At 64.5% G+C, this 16,379-nt stretch carries 16 protein-coding genes and 1 tRNA gene; 8 read left to right on the top strand and 9 right to left on the bottom strand.

Annotated elements, in window-relative coordinates:
• Nucleotides 1–5: 5 nt before the first annotated feature.
• The 3 genes from QYL91_RS02420 to QYL91_RS02410 form a co-directional block, all read right to left on the bottom strand.
• A complete protein-coding gene (locus tag QYL91_RS02420; RefSeq protein WP_302081790.1) occupies nt 6–950 on the bottom strand; it encodes a TAXI family TRAP transporter solute-binding subunit in 945 nt (314 codons plus the stop codon).
• A 171-nt stretch (nt 951–1,121) separates the two neighbouring features.
• On the bottom strand, nt 1,122–1,925 hold the full coding sequence (locus QYL91_RS02415) for a TrmB family transcriptional regulator (RefSeq protein ID WP_302081789.1): 804 nt from the start codon (nt 1,923–1,925) through the stop codon (nt 1,122–1,124).
• Nucleotides 1,926–1,967: 42 nt separating this feature from the next.
• A complete protein-coding gene (locus tag QYL91_RS02410) occupies nt 1,968–3,584 on the bottom strand; it encodes a DUF255 domain-containing protein (protein ID WP_302081788.1) in 1,617 nt (538 codons plus the stop codon).
• Between the two features lie 113 nt (nt 3,585–3,697).
• Here QYL91_RS02410 and QYL91_RS02405 point away from each other — a divergent pair, with 113 nt between their 5' ends.
• Both QYL91_RS02405 and QYL91_RS02400 read left to right on the top strand, forming a co-directional pair.
• Nucleotides 3,698–4,225, top strand: coding sequence for an FxsA family protein (locus QYL91_RS02405; protein ID WP_302081787.1), 528 nt, complete (start codon nt 3,698–3,700; stop codon nt 4,223–4,225).
• 69 nt (nt 4,226–4,294) lie between these two features.
• Nucleotides 4,295–4,368: transfer RNA gene (locus QYL91_RS02400), tRNA-Ile, on the top strand.
• A gap of 477 nt (nt 4,369–4,845) precedes the next feature.
• Here QYL91_RS02400 and QYL91_RS02395 read toward each other — a convergent pair.
• Nucleotides 4,846–5,121 carry a DUF8101 family protein gene (locus QYL91_RS02395; RefSeq protein WP_302081786.1) on the bottom strand — a complete coding sequence of 92 codons (276 nt, stop codon included), beginning with the start codon at nt 5,119–5,121 and terminating at the stop codon, nt 4,846–4,848.
• Nucleotides 5,122–5,259: 138 nt separating this feature from the next.
• Between QYL91_RS02395 and QYL91_RS02390 the strand changes: the two genes are divergently transcribed.
• Both QYL91_RS02390 and QYL91_RS02385 read left to right on the top strand, forming a co-directional pair.
• The gene (locus QYL91_RS02390; RefSeq protein WP_302081785.1) at nt 5,260–6,300 is read left to right on the top strand and encodes a phytoene/squalene synthase family protein; all 1,041 of its coding nucleotides are present in this window, start codon (nt 5,260–5,262) and stop codon (nt 6,298–6,300) included.
• Nucleotides 6,301–6,390: 90 nt separating this feature from the next.
• On the top strand, nt 6,391–8,340 hold the full coding sequence (locus tag QYL91_RS02385) for a hybrid sensor histidine kinase/response regulator (RefSeq protein WP_302081784.1): 1,950 nt from the start codon (nt 6,391–6,393) through the stop codon (nt 8,338–8,340).
• Here QYL91_RS02385 and QYL91_RS02380 read toward each other — a convergent pair whose 3' ends face one another.
• On the bottom strand, nt 8,341–10,710 hold the full coding sequence (locus tag QYL91_RS02380; protein WP_302081783.1) for a DEAD/DEAH box helicase: 2,370 nt from the start codon (nt 10,708–10,710) through the stop codon (nt 8,341–8,343).
• 139 nt (nt 10,711–10,849) lie between these two features.
• Nucleotides 10,850–11,263, bottom strand: a complete 414-nt coding sequence (locus QYL91_RS02375; RefSeq protein ID WP_302081782.1) for a universal stress protein — start codon at nt 11,261–11,263, stop codon at nt 10,850–10,852.
• Between the two features lie 121 nt (nt 11,264–11,384).
• Here QYL91_RS02375 and QYL91_RS02370 point away from each other — a divergent pair, with 121 nt between their 5' ends.
• Entirely contained in the window at nt 11,385–11,813 is a 429-nt protein-coding gene (locus QYL91_RS02370) for a CBS domain-containing protein (RefSeq protein ID WP_302081781.1), read from the top strand.
• Nucleotides 11,814–11,843: 30 nt separating this feature from the next.
• Here QYL91_RS02370 and QYL91_RS02365 read toward each other — a convergent pair whose 3' ends face one another.
• Nucleotides 11,844–12,416, bottom strand: a complete 573-nt coding sequence (locus QYL91_RS02365) for a response regulator transcription factor (RefSeq protein WP_302081780.1) — start codon at nt 12,414–12,416, stop codon at nt 11,844–11,846.
• An 87-nt stretch (nt 12,417–12,503) separates the two neighbouring features.
• Between QYL91_RS02365 and QYL91_RS02360 the strand changes: the two genes are divergently transcribed.
• Entirely contained in the window at nt 12,504–13,109 is a 606-nt protein-coding gene (locus QYL91_RS02360; RefSeq protein WP_302081779.1) for a PAS domain-containing protein, read from the top strand.
• Between the two features lie 6 nt (nt 13,110–13,115).
• Here the strand turns inward: QYL91_RS02360 and QYL91_RS02355 are convergent, their stop codons facing one another.
• Nucleotides 13,116–13,691, bottom strand: coding sequence for a response regulator transcription factor (locus QYL91_RS02355; protein WP_302081778.1), 576 nt, complete (start codon nt 13,689–13,691; stop codon nt 13,116–13,118).
• Between the two features lie 107 nt (nt 13,692–13,798).
• Between QYL91_RS02355 and QYL91_RS02350 the strand changes: the two genes are divergently transcribed.
• Nucleotides 13,799–14,086 (top strand): DUF8006 family protein, encoded by a 288-nt coding sequence (locus QYL91_RS02350; protein ID WP_302081777.1) that lies wholly within the window; start codon nt 13,799–13,801, stop codon nt 14,084–14,086.
• A 20-nt stretch (nt 14,087–14,106) separates the two neighbouring features.
• On the opposite strand, the gene QYL91_RS02345 is transcribed toward QYL91_RS02350, so the two are convergent.
• Nucleotides 14,107–14,973 carry an NAD(+)/NADH kinase gene (locus tag QYL91_RS02345; RefSeq protein ID WP_302081776.1) on the bottom strand — a complete coding sequence of 289 codons (867 nt, stop codon included), beginning with the start codon at nt 14,971–14,973 and terminating at the stop codon, nt 14,107–14,109.
• 130 nt (nt 14,974–15,103) lie between these two features.
• Here QYL91_RS02345 and QYL91_RS02340 point away from each other — a divergent pair, with 130 nt between their 5' ends.
• Complete coding sequence (locus QYL91_RS02340) at nt 15,104–16,252, top strand: KaiC domain-containing protein (RefSeq protein ID WP_302081775.1); 1,149 nt, start codon at nt 15,104–15,106, stop codon at nt 16,250–16,252.
• The last annotated feature ends 127 nt before the right edge of the window (nt 16,253–16,379 follow it).

Below are 16,379 nucleotides of genomic sequence, written 5' to 3'. Positions count from 1 at the left end.
AAAATCTAGGCGTCGAAGTACGCGGCTGCGCCCTCGTGGAGCTCGATGGACATCCCATCCTGGGCGCTGTCTGCAGAGATGAAGTCCGTCTTGATGCTCAGGTCGTCGACGTTGTCGAAGATAGCCGCGGTAATCGTCTCGACGGTGTCGGCGGCCACGCCGGAGTGGGTCGCAATCATCGCCTGGACGGCGACGGTATTGACGTCCTCGGAGATACCGCTGTACGTGCCACCCGGAATGGTGTCGTCTGCGAACCACGACGCCGCGTCCTTGACCGTCTCGCGGTTGTCACCCTCGATTGGGATGATGCGGACGTCGTTGGTGTTTGCCAGGTCCTCGATAGCGCCGACGGGCCAGCCACCGACGACGAAGGCCGCGTCGATGTCGCCGTTGGCGAGTTGTTCGGAGGCCTGCGAGAAGCCGGCGTTTTGCTCGTCGTAGTCGGTGATGCCGACCGCCTCGAGAATCTGGTTGGCGTTGACCTGCGTTCCCGACCCGAGGTCGCCCGTGTTGATAGTCTTCCCACTGAGGTCCGAGAGTGTCTCGATGTCCGTCTCTGCAAGCGTGACAATCGTAATCGTCTCGGGATACAGGGTTGCGACACCCTGGAGGTTCTCGATTGCGCTGTCCTGGAACGCGTCGATACCGGTGCCGTTTTTGGCGAAGTACGCGACGTCGTTCTGGATGAGTGCAAAGTCCGCAGTTTCGTCGGCGAGGCTGCCGACGTTTTCGACGCTCGCCCCCGTCGACTGGACGTTCAGCCCGAAGTCCGTGTTCTCCTCGACGATGGTCTTGATTTCGTTCGAAAGCGGGAAGTAGGTCCCGCCGGTCCCACCGGCGTGCCACGAGAGCCGACTTTCGTTGTCGCCGCCGCCACAGCCAGCGAGGCTGGCAACTCCGGCCGCACCGAGCGCCTGTAGTACTCTCCGCCGAGTCTGATGTTCTACCATGGTACTTTGTTCCAAACGGCCGTAAATAAGTATTGTGCACAAAATACTCATGCCGAGCCGTCATCGACCGGTCGCTGTCGGTCATGTACACGCTCGCACTCGCAGACCGTCTTGGCTGGCTCCCGCTTTCGGGAACCTCGGGTTCGGACGCTGCTCTCGTGGGGCCCGTCCTTAGAGTTCGAGTGGCTTTGCGTCCTCCCAGCGGGGCTGGAACGCTTCGAGGACGTCGGCGGCGAACTCGGAGTCTTTGAAGTCGATGACGCCGAAGGTCTTGCCGGCGTTGAGCGGGTGTGGAATCTCGATGCAGACCTCGACGGTGTCGAGCAGTTCGAACGTGCCGGTGACGTTCGGGCTGGTGCGGACCTCGAACCCCTCCCGGTTCTGGAGGTACGTGCGATAGCGTCGGCCGACACTCTCCGGCAGTGAGTCGACCAGTTCCGGCCGCAGCAAAATAGAGACACTGACTCCCCGGTCGAGGGCCGCCTCCAGTTCGTCCAGAATCTCTTCGCCCATCTCGCTGAGGTCGAACTGTGGGGTCGGCTCGCTGCCGACCATGACGATGCTGTCGTCGGCGGCCGTGAGCCGTTCGACCAGCAGGTCGGTGGCCTCGCTGGGCCCGAGGGCGGCGGTCCAGAACGGCTCGTCGACCGGTTCGGCAGCCTCGAGTTCGCCCCCGAGTTCGTCGACGATCTCCTCGTACTGGTCGGCCTGCTCTTCGAGTTCGCGTTTCTTGTCGGCGAGCAACCGGTCGAGTGCCGTCTCGGGTTCGACGGCGACGTACTTTTTCGGGCGACTCGCACTCTGACTCCGGGCCAGATTCTGGGTCTCCAGGCTGTTGAGCACGTCGTAGATGCGCCCCATCGGCACGTCGCTCGCACGGGACAACTCTTTTGCAGTTGTCGGCCCCGTTCGGAGCAACGAGCGGTACGCGCGAGATTCGTACTCGGAGAGCCCGAGGTCCCTCAGACTTGCCATCGTCCGTAGTGCTCGCTCCGGGTGTAAAAACGCACCGGGTGTTTACGTCTCGGAGGTCAGCAGTTCTTCGAGTGCAGCAGGGGAGTCGGCGGTCCCCGTGACTGTCCCGTCTGTCTGGTGGCGTGCGGTGTCCTCGAGGCCGGCAGCGTCGGGGACGACGACGGTGTCGTGGTCTGCGAGACGGAGTGCCGCACGGTGGAGGTCCGTGCCGGCGGGCGTCCCGACTTCGATGGCCTCGGGGGCGCGCAGGCGGGCGGCCGTGGCGGCGTAGTGGGCGACTTCGATACCCATCCGGTCGGCCGCGTTCCCGAAGGCCGCGATGGCGTCGTGGGCGACATTCCGGTAGTGGTCCTCGCCGGTGAGCACCGCCAGGTCGAGCAGCGTGTCGGCCAGTTCGACCGAGGTATCCAGCGGAAAGAGCGGGCTGTCGAGCAGTCCGAGTTCGCCGGTCTGGCCGTCGTAGAACGCGCCGCTCTCGTGACGGAGGTTCTCGATTGTCCAGTCGGCAATCTCGCGGGCGGGACCAGCCTCGCCCCGCACTTGCCAGGACGTGGTCAGCGCGCTCAGGACGTGGGCCTGGTCGACGAGCAGTCCCGAGGGGCCGCTCTCGTCGCCGTCACGGTAGTGGGTCACCTCACCGCCGTCGACGAGTTCGTCGACGACGTGGTCGCGTGCGCGCTCGGCGTAGCGGGTGGCTCGCTCGTCGTCGGTGTAGGCGGCGAAGGTAAGCAGTGCGTCGACAGCCAGCCCGTTCCGGTCGGCGAAAACCGTCTCGTCGATGGGTGGTGCGTCGGCCTCCTCGCGCTCGGTTGGTTCGAGGGTGTAGTACCCCTCGTTGCCCCCCTGGCTGGCGGCGAAGGCATCGCCCGTCCAGAGGTCGGTGGTGAGATACTCGATGGTATCTTCGGCGCTGTTGCGGTAGCTCTCGTCGCCGGTGTAGCGGTAGCCACGGGCAAAGGCCCGGACGAGCGCGGCGTTTTCCTCGGTGAGTTTCTCCCGGACGGGGCCGCCCCAGTTGCGATTGCGGGCGTAGCGGTAGAAGCCGCCGCCGTAGGTATCGAGCAGGTGTGTCTGGATGGCATCGAGTGTGCGTGTCGCCTGGTCGCGGGCACGCACGAGCGCGAACTCGATGGTCCGCGGGAGCGGGAACTTCATATCGGAGCCCCAGCCGCCGAACTCGTCGTCGTAGGCCGCCAGCAGTTGTTCGACCATGTGTTCCTCGATGCGGTCGTCGATGGCCCCGCCCGGGGGTTTCGCGTCGCGGAGCGCCCGCGGGACCGAGCCAGCGTCCTCGCCTTTGGCGTCCCAGGTCTCACGGACTTTATCGAGGATGCCCCGGAAGCCTTCCGAGCCGAGGAACGTCGCGCCGGTGAGCACGCGCCCCTGCGGAGTCAAGAAGACAGTGGACGGAAAGCCGCCCATGTTGTAGCGTTCGCGAATCTGGGGGTTGCGGTCGGCGTCAACGCGGACCGGGACGAAGCCATCGTTGACGTTCGCGGCGATGCGCGGTTCGCCGTAGGTGGCCGCGTCCATCGCGTTGCAGTCGGCCGACCACGAGGTGACAAGCGAGAGCAACAGCGGTTTGCCGGTCTGCTGGGCCACGTCGAAGGCGCGCTCGCCCCACTCGTTCCACTCGACTTTGGTGGCGTCGTCGTTCATACCACGTCTTCGTGGGTGACGGAATAAGTCGCTTGCACTCTGGCAGTGGGTCGCCGTCTCGATTCCGCCATCTGGCTCGAAAAGGGTTTGGGGGCGGAGTTTCTATCGTAGGTATGCTCCGTATCATCGGGGTCCTGTTGCTCATTCCGCTGCTCGAGATGCTGCTGTTGGTGGTTCTCTCGACGTACGTCGGCTGGCAGCTTATCGTCTTGCTGGTCGTTTTGACCGCGTTCGTCGGCATGCTGCTGGTCCGTGCGCAGGGCAGACAGACCCTCCGGAAGATACAACAGAAGACCGCTCGCGGGGAACTGCCCGCCGACGAACTCCTCGACGGCGCCCTCCTGCTGGTCTCGGGTGCGTTCCTGCTCACGCCCGGACTGTTAACTGACCTCCTGGGATTCCTGCTCGTGATTCCGGTCACGCGCTATCCCATCCGGCTGGCGGTCAAGAAGTGGGTCGTCGTCCCCTACGCGGACGCGAAATCCCGCGGGTTCGTCACCGGGAACGTCTACATCGACGGGTTTCCCAACGACGGAGGCACAGCGGACGTGCAGGGCGGTCCTGGGCCGGGGTCGGGTTCCAGCGGCGACACCTACGATATGGACGAGGACTCCTACGACGTCGACGACGGACGGGAGTGAGTCACCGTCCCGTGGTCCGACCGAAGAGTAACGCTTAACAGTACCTGTCGGATACACCCTGATGCGTTCGGGCCAATAGCTCAATCAGGTTGAGCGCTCGGCTGATAACCGGGAGGTTCGCGGTTCAAATCCGCGTTGGCCCATGTTTTGCGACCGAACTGCGAACGAACGTGAGCCGTGAGCGTCGCAAAACTCGATCCGAGCGGATTTGAACGAGAGAAGTCGCAGCGCGAGCGCAGCGAGCGACCGTCTTCGCGTAGTTCACAATCCGCGTTGGCCCACTACCACTTTTTGTTGCGTCGGGTGTCGCACCGCGGTGGTCCGAGAGAGCTAGCTCTCTCGTCATCACGAAAGGCGCCGCGCCTTTCGAACGACTTCGCCGCGGGCGCACCCTCCTTGCAAAAACTTGGGGAAAAACACCGCGGGAGCAAGCTCCCGCGAGCCCACGCTCGCGTTGCTCGCGTGGACACCGCTCGCGCCCGGTAGAGCGCTCGCGGTGAACCGCGCTCACTTCGTTCGCGCGGATGCTCGTTCTCCGTGGAGAGTTGTGGCTGGTTGTTTGACCGCTACGTACCGACTGCCCCTCAGTTTCCACTGCAGCGTGCCGTCGACGACCCGACTCACTCGACCGTCGGAAACGAGCGTTCGAGTGCGTCGACGTAGCCAATCGCGGCCTCGATTTCGGGGTCGTCGTCGAGGAGCGTCGTGATGCGGTCGCAGGCGTGGCGCACGGTCTCGCGGTGGTGGCCCTCGGGGAGTTTGTTCGTCGCGACGCGGGCCATGGTGTCGGTGGTCGCCCGCGCGGTGTCGTACTCGCCGGCGGCCAGCGCACGCCGGGTCTCGCCACATAGCTGTGTGATAACTGTCACCACGTCGGTCGGGAGGTCGTCGGGCACAGTTTCGGTTGGGTCGGGACGGATAAAACAGCCTCGCGGGGGATGTGTCGAACGCCCGCTATTATATTGCCGCAGGACATAGTGGGGGCAAGTGACGATGAGCCTCCGCCAGCAGACACACACCGCGGTGGTCGCAGGATGACTCCGCACAGCCAGTCCGAAAGCAACCTCGAATGGTGTTACGACGCCGTACAGGACGTCTCGCGCACGTTCGCTATCACCATCGCCGAGCTCGACGAGCCGATGGCCCGCGACATCTGTGTGGGCTATCTCGTCTGTCGGGTCGCAGACACTATCGAGGACGACGACCGTATTCCGCCGGCCGAGAAGGCACAACTCTTGCGGTCGTATCGCAACGCACTCGATGGCGACACCGACGCCGATGGGACGGCCTTCCAGCGAAGCGCAAAGAAGTGGATTCCCGACGACCCCAACGCCGACTGGCGGGTGGTCGAAAACACCGACCGCGTGCTCTCGACGTTCTACCATCTCGACGCGGACGCACGCGAGCGCATCCGCCCGCCGGTCCGGGAACTCGTCGACGGAATGGCGATGTTCGTCGACCGCTACGCTGAAGAGGGCGGTCTCCGCATCCAGACTATCGAGGAACTCGAAGAGTACTGCTGGTATGCGGCCGGGACCGTGGGCACGCTCGTGACGAACCTCGTCAGCCAGGACGCCGACCCGGCGGTGGCCGACCGACTCGACGAGAACGCGCGGGCGTTCTCGCTGTTGCTCCAGTTGGTCAACGTCGCCAAGGACGTTGCCGTCGACTACGAGGAGGAGAACAACGTCTACCTGCCCGACGAGTGGCTCGCGGATGCGGGCGTCTCCCCCGAGGACATCGGCACCGGCCGGTCCGTCGACGCGCTCGCGTCGGTTGTCGAGCGTGTCACCGACCACGCGGCGGGGTATCTCGACGGCGGCCAGGCGTGGCTGGAAGCGATGCCCGAGCGCCGCGGGAACACGCTCGCGGCCTGGGCAGTTCCCTACCTGCTCGCGGTCGGGACGATACGCGAACTCAGACAGCGACCCCGCGATGTCTTCACCGAGGGTGGCGTCAAAATCAGCCGCGAGGAGGTCTATGCGGTCATGCGCCAGTTCTCGACCGGCGCGGACGCCACGGACGTCGCGCGACTCCGCGAGCAGATTGCAACGCGGCCGCTACCGGAGTGGTGACAGCCGAGTGAGTCGAATGTTCTAGCTCTGGACCGATTCAAACGATGGTGCCGAAAGCTACACTGGTGTGGTCGGTGTACGTCTGCACAGATGAGTGAGACGGATAGCCCCCGCCGCGTCCTCTGTGTCGGGACGACAGACGAGATTGTCTCGTCGCTCGACGACGAGTTCGAGGTGGCCACCGAAGCGGGACTGGCAACTGTTGTGGACTGCCTGGAATCGGCCACCGTCGACTGTGTCGTCACTGCGTGGGACCTGCCAGACGGCGATGGGTTCGACCTGCTGGGGACGGTTCGTGACCTCCGTCCGGACGTCCCCGTCATTCTGGCCCCCCAGTCGGGAAGCGAACGGCTGGCAAGTGAGGCTATCGAAGCCGGCATCGATGGGTACCATCCGTCGGACGGCGACGCCAAGTCGCTGGTCGAGACGGTCACCGGGACGGTCGGGCGCCACCGGGACCGACTCCAGTCGCTCGACCGGGTGACCGACGCCTTCTACGTTCTCGACACCGACTGGCGGATTACGTACCTCAACGACCGGGCACAGGAGATACTCCACGACGCGATGCCGTCGGACGAGCGCGACCGGAGAGTGAACCTCCACGGGAAGCGTCTCTGGGATGTCATCCCTGCCGCCGTCGACACGCCGTTCCACGAGAAGTTCATCGAAGCGATGGAGACTCAGGAGGCGGTCACTTTCGAGGAGTATTACGACCCGCTGGGCCGCTGGTTCGAGGTCAGGGCCTACCCCTCCTCGGCGGGGCTCTCTGTGTATTTCACAGACGTTACCCAGAGAAAGGCGTCCGAACAGCGACTCAAGCGGCGCGAATCGATTCTCACCCGCATCCATCGGGTCACTGCCGACAAAGACCGCTCGTTCGAACAGAAGGTCGGCGAACTGCTGGAAATCGGGCGCGAGGAACTGGGAACGGCCTACGGCTCGCTGTCGAGAATCGACGGTGACGAGTACGTCTTCGAGGTGGTCCGGCGTGGCGAGGACACCGACGAACTGTCGGCCGGCGACCGAGTGCCGCTGAGCTGGACGACGTGCGAGCGTGCCGTGACCGCCGAGGAGACGCTCGTCATCGAGGACCTGGCGTGTGCGCCAGCCGACCTTCGGGACCGGCAAGGGAACATCGAACTCGGACTGTCGTGTTATCTGGGCGCGCCGGTAATCGTCGACGGTGAGGTGACAGGCACGTTCTGTTTTTACGGCCCGGAGAGTAAAGCGGAGACGTTCTCGCAGTGGCAGGTGACGCTGGTGGAGTTGCTGGCCAACTGGGTCAGTTACGAACGCGAGCAAAAACAGCAACGCGAGACGGTTCTGCGGGAGCGCAACCGACTGGAGGAGTTTGCCAGTATCGTCTCGCACGACCTCCGAAACCCGCTGAACGTCGCCACGGCGAATCTCGAACTCGTCGCCGATAACTGCGCCAGCGAATACGTCGAGAACGTCGACGAGGCACTCACCCGGATGGACGAACTCATCGACGACGTGCTCACACTGGCACAACTCGGGAGCGGGGTCGTCGACGCCGACCCAGTCGACCTGGCGACGATTTCCCAGCAGGCGTGGGAGACTGTCGGGACGGCCGGCGCTGACCTCGTCATCGACGGGCCAGTGACTGTCGTCGGCGATGCCACCCGTCTCCAGCGTCTCCTGGAGAATCTCTTTCGGAATAGCGTGGAACACAGTTCCACGGACAGTCGGACGCAGTCCGACGATAGCGTGGAACACAGCCCCACGGACAGTCGCTCACAGGCCGATGACGGTATGGAACACGGCGATAGCTCGGTCATGGTCCGTGTCGGGCCGCTGGCCGACGGTCGCGGCTTCTACGTCGAAGACGACGGTCCCGGCATCCCAGAGGACGACTGCGGGAAGGTGTTCGAGCACGGCTACACCACCGACGCGGACGGGACCGGGTTCGGGCTCTCTATCGTCCAGCAGATTGTCGAGGCACACGGCGGCACTATCACCGTCACGGACAGCGAAGCCGGCGGCTCACGATTCGAGATTCGCGGCCTGGACGTTCGGTAGTCACGCCGGCAGGTGTCCCTCGACCAGCGCCGTCAGCAACGCTCGGGCCACGCCCTTATCGAGCGGGTCGTTTGCGTTGCCACAGTGGGGTGACTGCACGCAGGCCGGACAGCCGTCCGCACAGTCACAGGCCGACACGAGGTCGAGTGTCGTCGCCGCCAGGTCGTCGATGTCCTCGTAGCCCTGGCGTGCCAGTCCGACACCGCCCGGATACCCGTCGTAGATGAAGATGGTGCTGCGGTCGGTGTGGGGGTGCAACGGCGTCGAGAGTCCGCCGATGTCCCGGCGGTCACACAGCACTCGAAATGGCAGGGTCGCAATCATGGCGTGTTCCGCGGCGTGGATGCCGCCGGCGAAGTCGCCGCGCTCGGCCAGTTTCGAATGTAACTCGGTCGGCAGCGTATAATACAGTGCGCGCGTCTCCAGGGTCGTCTCGGGTAAGTCGAGTGAGCGCTCGCCGAGTAACTCGCCGCTCTTGCTGTCGCGGCGCTCGAAGCCCGTAATCTGTTTGCGCATGGTCACCGTCGCGAAGCGAACGGTCACGTCCGAGCGCGCGGCGAGGGCTCGCTCGTCTAAATCCTCCTCGACGGTGATGGTCTTGTCGTGGCGCACCCGTGTGAAGTAGTCCGCCCAGGTGCGGTCTAACTCCGCAACGTCGTGGCGCAAGTCCAGGTCGACGACCTCGTAGGTGGTTCCCTGGTGGTGGTAAATCGCGCCGGGATGGGCGTCCCGGAGCGCGTCGTCGAACGGGAGCGTCCCGATGGTGTCGCCGTCGCGGGTCCGCAACTGGACCTCACGGTCGGCGGCCGTCCGGAGGCTCATCTCGTGTTGGGGACTGCCGTCGCCGCTGTCGAGCCAGCGGGTGCCGGCGTCGGTCGTGCGTCGCTCCAGTTGCCCAGCCGATTCGAGGTCAGCGACGACGTCCGGAAACGTCCCCCCGAAGTGGCGGTCGTCGTCGGGGCGGAGCCACGTCTCGCTGGCGGCCGCGCGAACGTGTGCTGGCAACAGGTGGTCGTTCTCGGGGTTTGTGACCGCCTGCTCTGGCTGCTCGTCGAACAGTTCGCCGGGATTTCGCGCGACGAACTGGTCGAGTTGGTCCTCGCCGGTGACGAGCGCGACGAGACTCGGGTCCTCGCCCCGGCCCGCCCGGCCAGCGCGCTGGAAGGTCTGCATCCGCGTGCCGGGATAGCCATCGAGCAAGACTGCGTCGAGGCCGCCCACGTCCACCCCGAGTTCGAGCGCGCTGGTCGTCCACACGCCGCGGAGCGACCCGTCGTGGAGCCCCGCCTCGATGTCGGTCCGGCGCTGGTCGGTGAGTGCGGCCTGGTACGCCCCGATGTTGTTGGCAAGCTCACCGTGGCCACGTTCCCGGAGGTCCCCGGCGCTCTCGGTGGCGTAGCGCTCGACGGTCTGGCGGGAGTCGGTGAAGACGGCCGTCTGGAGGCCGCGGGCGACGAGGTCGACGAAGAGTTGCTTGGTCTCGACGTGACTGGACTTCCGGCGGCCGGTTCCCCACCCGTCGCCGCTGTACTCGGGCGGATTCCAGACCAGCCAGTGAGTCGGGCCGGTGGCGCTCTCGTCGGTGTCGACGAGTGCATAGGAGTCGGGCGACTGGCCGGTGACGCGGGCGGCGTGGTCGCGGGGGTTGCCGATAGTCGCCGAACAGCAGACGTACTGCGGGTTGCCGGGAGACGGCATCTCCCGAGATGACGAGTGTGACTCGTCACCGGTGCCGAACCGCTCACAGACCCGATTCAGCCGTCGGAGCACGAGTGACACCTGACTGCCGAACACGCCGCGGTAGGCGTGCACCTCGTCGACGACGACCGTCTGGAGTCGCTCGATGAACCACTCCCATAGCCGGTGGGCGTGGGGCAGAATGCCGTAATGAAGCATGTCCGGCGTCGTCAGCAGGACCGTCGGCTGGCGTTCTCTGACACTCTCCTTTTCGGTGCGGGAGAGCTGCCCGGTGTAGCGGTCGACGGTGACCCGCGAGCCAAAGCCGAGGCCATTCGCCAGCGAAGTGAGCGTCTCTTCCTGGTCGTTGATGAGTGCGACCTGTGGGCCGATATACAGCGTCGTTCCGAAATCAGCCATCGCCCGCTCGAAGGCGGGGACGGTGTACGCGAGACTCTTCCCGCTCGCTGTCTGGGTTGCCAGGACGACGTTGTCGCCGTTCCGGACGGCCTCGATGGCGTCGGCCTGGTGGGCGTAGAGGCGGTCGATACCCGCGTCGGCGAGCGCACTCGCGACCCGCTGGTCGAGGTCTAGCTCCCGGAAGGCGGCCTCGCGCCCCTCGCGCACGCGGTGGTCGGCAATCTGCCCCTCGTAGTACGGCCGGCCGCGGAGCCACTCGACGGTGTCGTCCACGCCCGCGCTAGCGGGGGGAGCGTAGTAGCGGTTGCGCTTTGGGCGACCGCGAAAAAACAGTGGTCCGCTCGCCGCTCTCCCCCAATTCTACCGGAACCGCCCTGTCTGGAGACACGGGCCGATTCGACGCGGGACGCTGTCAGACCGTGAGGACTTCCCGGTCGGTGTCGTTGAGCACCCGATTGACCACACTGCCCATCTTCTGGTCGTGGGTGTGGCCGCGATACCCCATCACGATGAGGTCCGCGTCGACTTCGTCGGCGTAGGCGAGAATCTCCTCGTGTGGGACGCCGTGACAACACCGGGAGGTGACGTCGATGCCGCGCTTTTCGCTGGTCTCGAAGATGTCTTCCAGCAGCTCCATCGCGCGGTCTTCGGCCTCGTCTGTGACCAGTTCCATCGAGCTCAGTGCCGGTTCGCTCATGTGCCGCGTGTCGATGACGTGGAGGGCGTGCAGGTCCGCGCCGGTCTGCTCGGCCATCTCGAGCGCCTTCTGTTCGGCTCGCTCGCTTTGCTCGCTCCCGTCTGTCGGGAGGAGGATTGTCTGGTACATTTTCGTGTCCCTCCGGCTGTAACTACGGCTGGCTGACGTATATCTCGCCGGGGAATTATCAACAACTGAGAGTATCTCGTGGGGGCGGTGGATTCTTCACCACCTCCGGCGTTGGTCTGGTATGCTCGTCGAAGACGTGATGGAGACGGACATCGTCACCGTCCCCACCGAGGGAACGCTCCGGGACGCCGTCGAGCAGATGCTCGAACACCGCGTCGGGAGCGTCATCGTCACCGAGGGCGGCGACCCGACCGGTATCGTCACCGAGACGGATGCCCTGCACGCCGGGTACGTCTCTGGGGAACCGTTCGACGGCATCGACGTCGCGACCGTCATGTCACAGCCGCTTGTCACGACCGAACCGACCAGGGCCGTTCGGAGTGCAGTCCAGCGGATGAGCGACGAACAGGTGAAGAAACTGCCCGTGCTGGACGGGCTCGACATCGTCGGCATCGTGACGATGACCGACATCACGCGTCACTTCGGCGACATCGTCCGCGAGATTCACAACATCGAACAACAGCGTGACAGTCGCGCCGATGGGTGGTGACAAGCAGTGGTCGCTACCGCGTCCGTCGCGTCAGGACCCGCGGCCGATGTCGCGGTGAGTAGCGATGACGTCGTCGAACCCGTCGATTCGCTCCCGAAGTTCTGCCTCGAGGTCGTCTATCCGCGTCTGTAGCCGCGCGTACTCGTCGCTGTCTTCGAGTTCTGCCCGGGTCTGCTCGGCTTCGAGGACGGAGCGTTTCGAGACGAGACGAAAGAACGTCTCCAGGTCGCCACTCGCCTCGCTGTCGAGGTGTGTCTCCAGTGTCTCGAGGAGTGTCTCCCGGTCGATTGGCTTACAGAGGTAGTCGTCGAAGTCCATCTCGAGGATATTCAGGTCGGGGCCGACGGCCGTCGCCATGATGACCGTGCAGGTATACCCGCGGTCGCGAATCGCTTCGAGGACGTCGTCGCCGTGGAGGTCCGGCATCCGTCGGTCGAGCACGACTGCGTCGACATCCTCGTCGAGTTTCTCGAGTGCTTCCGTCCCGCCGTAGGCGGTTCGGACCTCGTAGTGACTCTCGAGGTGGAGCGTGTACGTGTCTGCAATCGCCTCCTCGTCGTCGACGACGAGAACGACGGAGTGACCGGAACTGGAAGATGCCAACCTGCCCTCCCGTTGGGTAAGCAGGAAGTTATATTCGGGGGCCGGGAAGCTATACAGTTAAAAGAGCGGCGTGTAATGGTTCGGGTGATGATGGGCTCGGCAGACGATGACGTCGGTCTCCGTAGCCAGTTGCTCTGGATTTTCGCCGCTGCACTCGTCGGCGGGGGCTTTGGCTACGCCGTCGCGACGCTGACCGTGCCCGCTGCGACGACAATCGCTGTCGGGTTTGGCCTCGCTGCGGGCGGCGGCCTGGGCGCGGTTGCGCGCCTGTTCGTCGTCGGTGAGACGGCCGCCGAAACACCGGATACGGTGACCGTCGAGTCGACCGGTCGCGACACTGGCGTCCCCGACCCACAGCCTGTCGACCTCTTCGAAGAGAACCCGGACCCGGTGCTGTACGTCGACGACAGCGGCGAGGGACCGGTCGTCCGCGCGGCAAATCCGGCCTTCGAGGAGACGTTCGGCGTCGACGGGCAGGCCGTCGAGAACGCGGCACTCGCCGACGCGCTGATGACCGCCGAGCGGACAAGCGACATCGTCGCGGCGGTGACGCAGGGGGAGTCAATCGAGACGGTCCTGTCCTGTGAAACGCCGGCCGGGACTCGTCGCTTCCGTGTGCGGACGGTCGCAGTCGCTCGCGGCGAGTCGACCCGTGGCTACGTGCTGTACACGACCGTCGAAAACGAGGGGTGACGGCTCCTAGCCGGGGTGTCTGGCGATTTTGTCGAAGGCCGTCTGGATGTCCTCGAACTCGTCTAGGCTCTCGTCTATCTCCGTTTTGAGCCGGTCGGCGCGGGCTGCAAGCTCCTGTAGTTCGTCGCTTTCTTCGAGTTCCTGTGGCGAGAGTTCGGCTTCGAGGAGGGTGAGCTTCGACGTGACCTCGAAATACTCCGTGAGGCGGTCGTCGTACTGCTGGACCTGTAGTTGCTGGTCGATGGCGGCGACGAGGTCGGCCTTCTCGACGGGCTTGCAGAGATAGTCGTCGAACTCCATCTCCAGAATGTCCGTCCCGGGGTCGACTGCGGTCAGCATGATGACTTTGCAGTCGTACCCCTCGGCGCGGATTCCAGCGAGGACGTCGTCGCCAGCGACGTCGGGCATCCGCCGGTCGAGCAGGACAACATCGACATCGTCGTCGATCTGTTCCAGTGCGTCCTGCCCGCCGTACGCGGTTCGAGTCTCGTACTCGTTTCGCAACCGCAGGGCGTACACGTCGGCGACTTCCTCTTCGTCGTCGACGACGAGTACGGTCGCCTGGTCGCTCCCCGATGACACAATGAACAGTCTGATTCCCGACCGTAATAAGTGTGTGTTCTTTCCACACCTGCCGGCGCGCTGGAACGGAAGTTTAAAGATTCGCACAGAGTGACTTCCGAACAAGGATGCTCGCGCCACCGCTTCAGGTCGTCGACAGCTTCTTGCTGCAGTACAACACGGGAGACGCGGTGCTCGCCTTGTTCGTACTGGGTCTGCTGGCGACGATACCGCTCAAATCACGGAAGGTGACGACGCTGCACACGCTGGTGTTCGGTCTGCTCCTGTTGATACTGCCGGGGCAGATGCTCACGGTCAATGCCAGTGGGGCACACCTGCTCGGCAGCGTTCTCCAGTACAAGATGCTCGGTCTCGGACTCCTCGTCGCGTCGCCGATCGTCTACTCGACGAGCTAAGGTCCGACGAACGCACAGACTTACTCTAATTTTCCCAGCGCGGTAAAGAAATCCAGCGGTGGCCCCGCGATATACACCGGCGTTCCGGCACGCTCGAGTCGAATCTCCGCCGGCGGGGTGACCGACCGTTCGACCCGGCCGTCGCTGACAGCCACCGCAGTCTCGGCGTTGTCGACGCGCACCGTCACCGTGCTGTCGGTATCGACGACCAGGGGCGGCATCGCCTCTTCGCCACACATCTCGGTGACGATAAACCCGGAGACGTCCGGGTGGACGATTGGGCCGCTCTCGCTGAGGTTGTAGGCTGTGCTCCCTGTTGCCGTCGCGACGAGGACGCCGTCGGCGTGGCCGCTGGTGTACAGCGACCCGTCGACGCGGACTTCGATGCTGAGGCCGTTACCGTGGCCGCGTTGTGGGCCCTGGACGACGACTTCGTTGAGCGCCGCTGGGAGCGTCCACGCGTCGGAACTGGCCGAGAGGCGCGGCATCTTCCGGAGCTGGTCGCCCTCGGTGCGAATCTGCTCGACGGCCTCGGAGACGCTCTCGACGGCCTGTTCGGGCGGGACGGCGTTTAGAAAGCCGACTTCGCCGAGGTTGACGCCCATAATCGGCGTCGTCCCGGCGCCGCGGGCGGTAAAGAGGAAGGTTCCGTCGCCACCGATGCTGACCGCCAGGTCACAGTCGTCGAACTCTTCGACAGGGCGGCTCTCGGGTATCGGCGTCTCGCCGGCGCCGTTCTCGTGCCAGACGTTGCCACGCTGGAACGCCTCGTGGGTCGATTCGTCGACGACCACTTCGACGGCATCGCGGTGCAGTCGGTCACAGATGTCTTCCACCAGCGAGATGGCGCGGGTGTTGCCGCGCTGTCCGACGATACCCACTCTCATCGGCGGAGGATTGCGCGGCCACACTCATATACTGCCCGCTCGGCGGCCGCCGCGGACACCGACCGGGCAAAGTTAATCAGTTGGCAGGCTAATTCACGGGTATGCGCAGTGCTGGTCGGAGGGTGCAGTTGTGAGCGAAGACCAGGAAGACGACGACTGGTTCGAGCGGGCGCTCCGAGAGGGTGACGACGACTCCGAGGACGACGCCGACGGAACGGTCGACGAGGCAGAATCGGAGAGCACCGACCCGTTCGGCGACGATACCGGCGACGGTGACAGTGGGCCGTTCGGTGGTGCTGCTGACGACGGCGGCGACGGTGGTCCCTTTGGTGACGACACTGACGCCGGTAGCGACGGCGACCGTGGTCCCTTTGGTGGTGAGACCAGCGATGGTGACGGCAGCCCGTTCGGCGACGAGACTGGTGATGACGGTGACGGGCCATTCGGTGGGGGCGACGATACTGGCGACGATGGTGACGGCCCCTTCGGCGGGGGCGACGATGAGAACCTGTTCGACGACGATTTCGGGAGCGCGTTCGAGTCAGGCGGCGACGAGGAGTTTTCCGACGAGGAACTCGACTCCGACATCCCGCGTATCGACCTCGGTATCGAAGGACTCGACAACATGATTCAGGGTGGCGTTCCGGAGCGCCATCTGATAGTTACCGTCGGCTCTGCCGGGAGCGGAAAGACCACGTTCGGACTCCAATTCCTCTATCACGGCCTCCAGCAGGGCGAAAACGCGGTGTTCATCACGCTCGAACAGAGCCACGACTCTATCATCGATACTGCAAACGAGTGGGGCTGGGAATTCGACAAGTACGAGGCTGAGGACAAACTCGCTGTCGTCGACTTAGACCCCGTCGAGATGGCAAACAGCCTCGACAACATCCGCGCGGAACTCCCGCAACTCATCAAGGACTTCGATGCGGACCGTCTCGTCCTCGACTCCGTGTCGCTACTGGAGATGATGTACGACGACCCGGCCAAGCGCCGGACCGAAGTGTTCGATTTCACCCGCTCGCTGAAAGATGCCGGCGTGACCACTTTCCTGACCAGCGAAGCCAGCGAGTCGAACCCCTACGCTTCGCGACACGGTATCATCGAGTATCTCACCGACGCAGTCTTTGTCCTCCAGTATATCCGCGGCGAGGCCCGCGAGACGCGTCTGGCCGTCGAAATCCAGAAGATACGGAACGCCAACCACTCCCGCGAGATGAAACCCTACGAGATTACCAACGAGGGGCTGTCGGTGTATCAGCAGGCGAATATCTTCTAGACCACCTTTTTCATCGTCGGGACTCGGGCGCACCTTCGGTGCGCACCGGACCACTCCTCGAAAAACGTGGGCGAAAAAGGCCGCTTGCGCTCGGTAGAGCGCTCGGAGATGCTATCGTAGTTGCCTA

It is taken from the genome of Salinibaculum rarum, assembly GCF_030505615.1.
GTDB lineage: Archaea > Halobacteriota > Halobacteria > Halobacteriales > Haloarculaceae > Salinibaculum > Salinibaculum rarum.
This window is presented reverse-complemented; position numbering and strand designations above follow the sequence as displayed.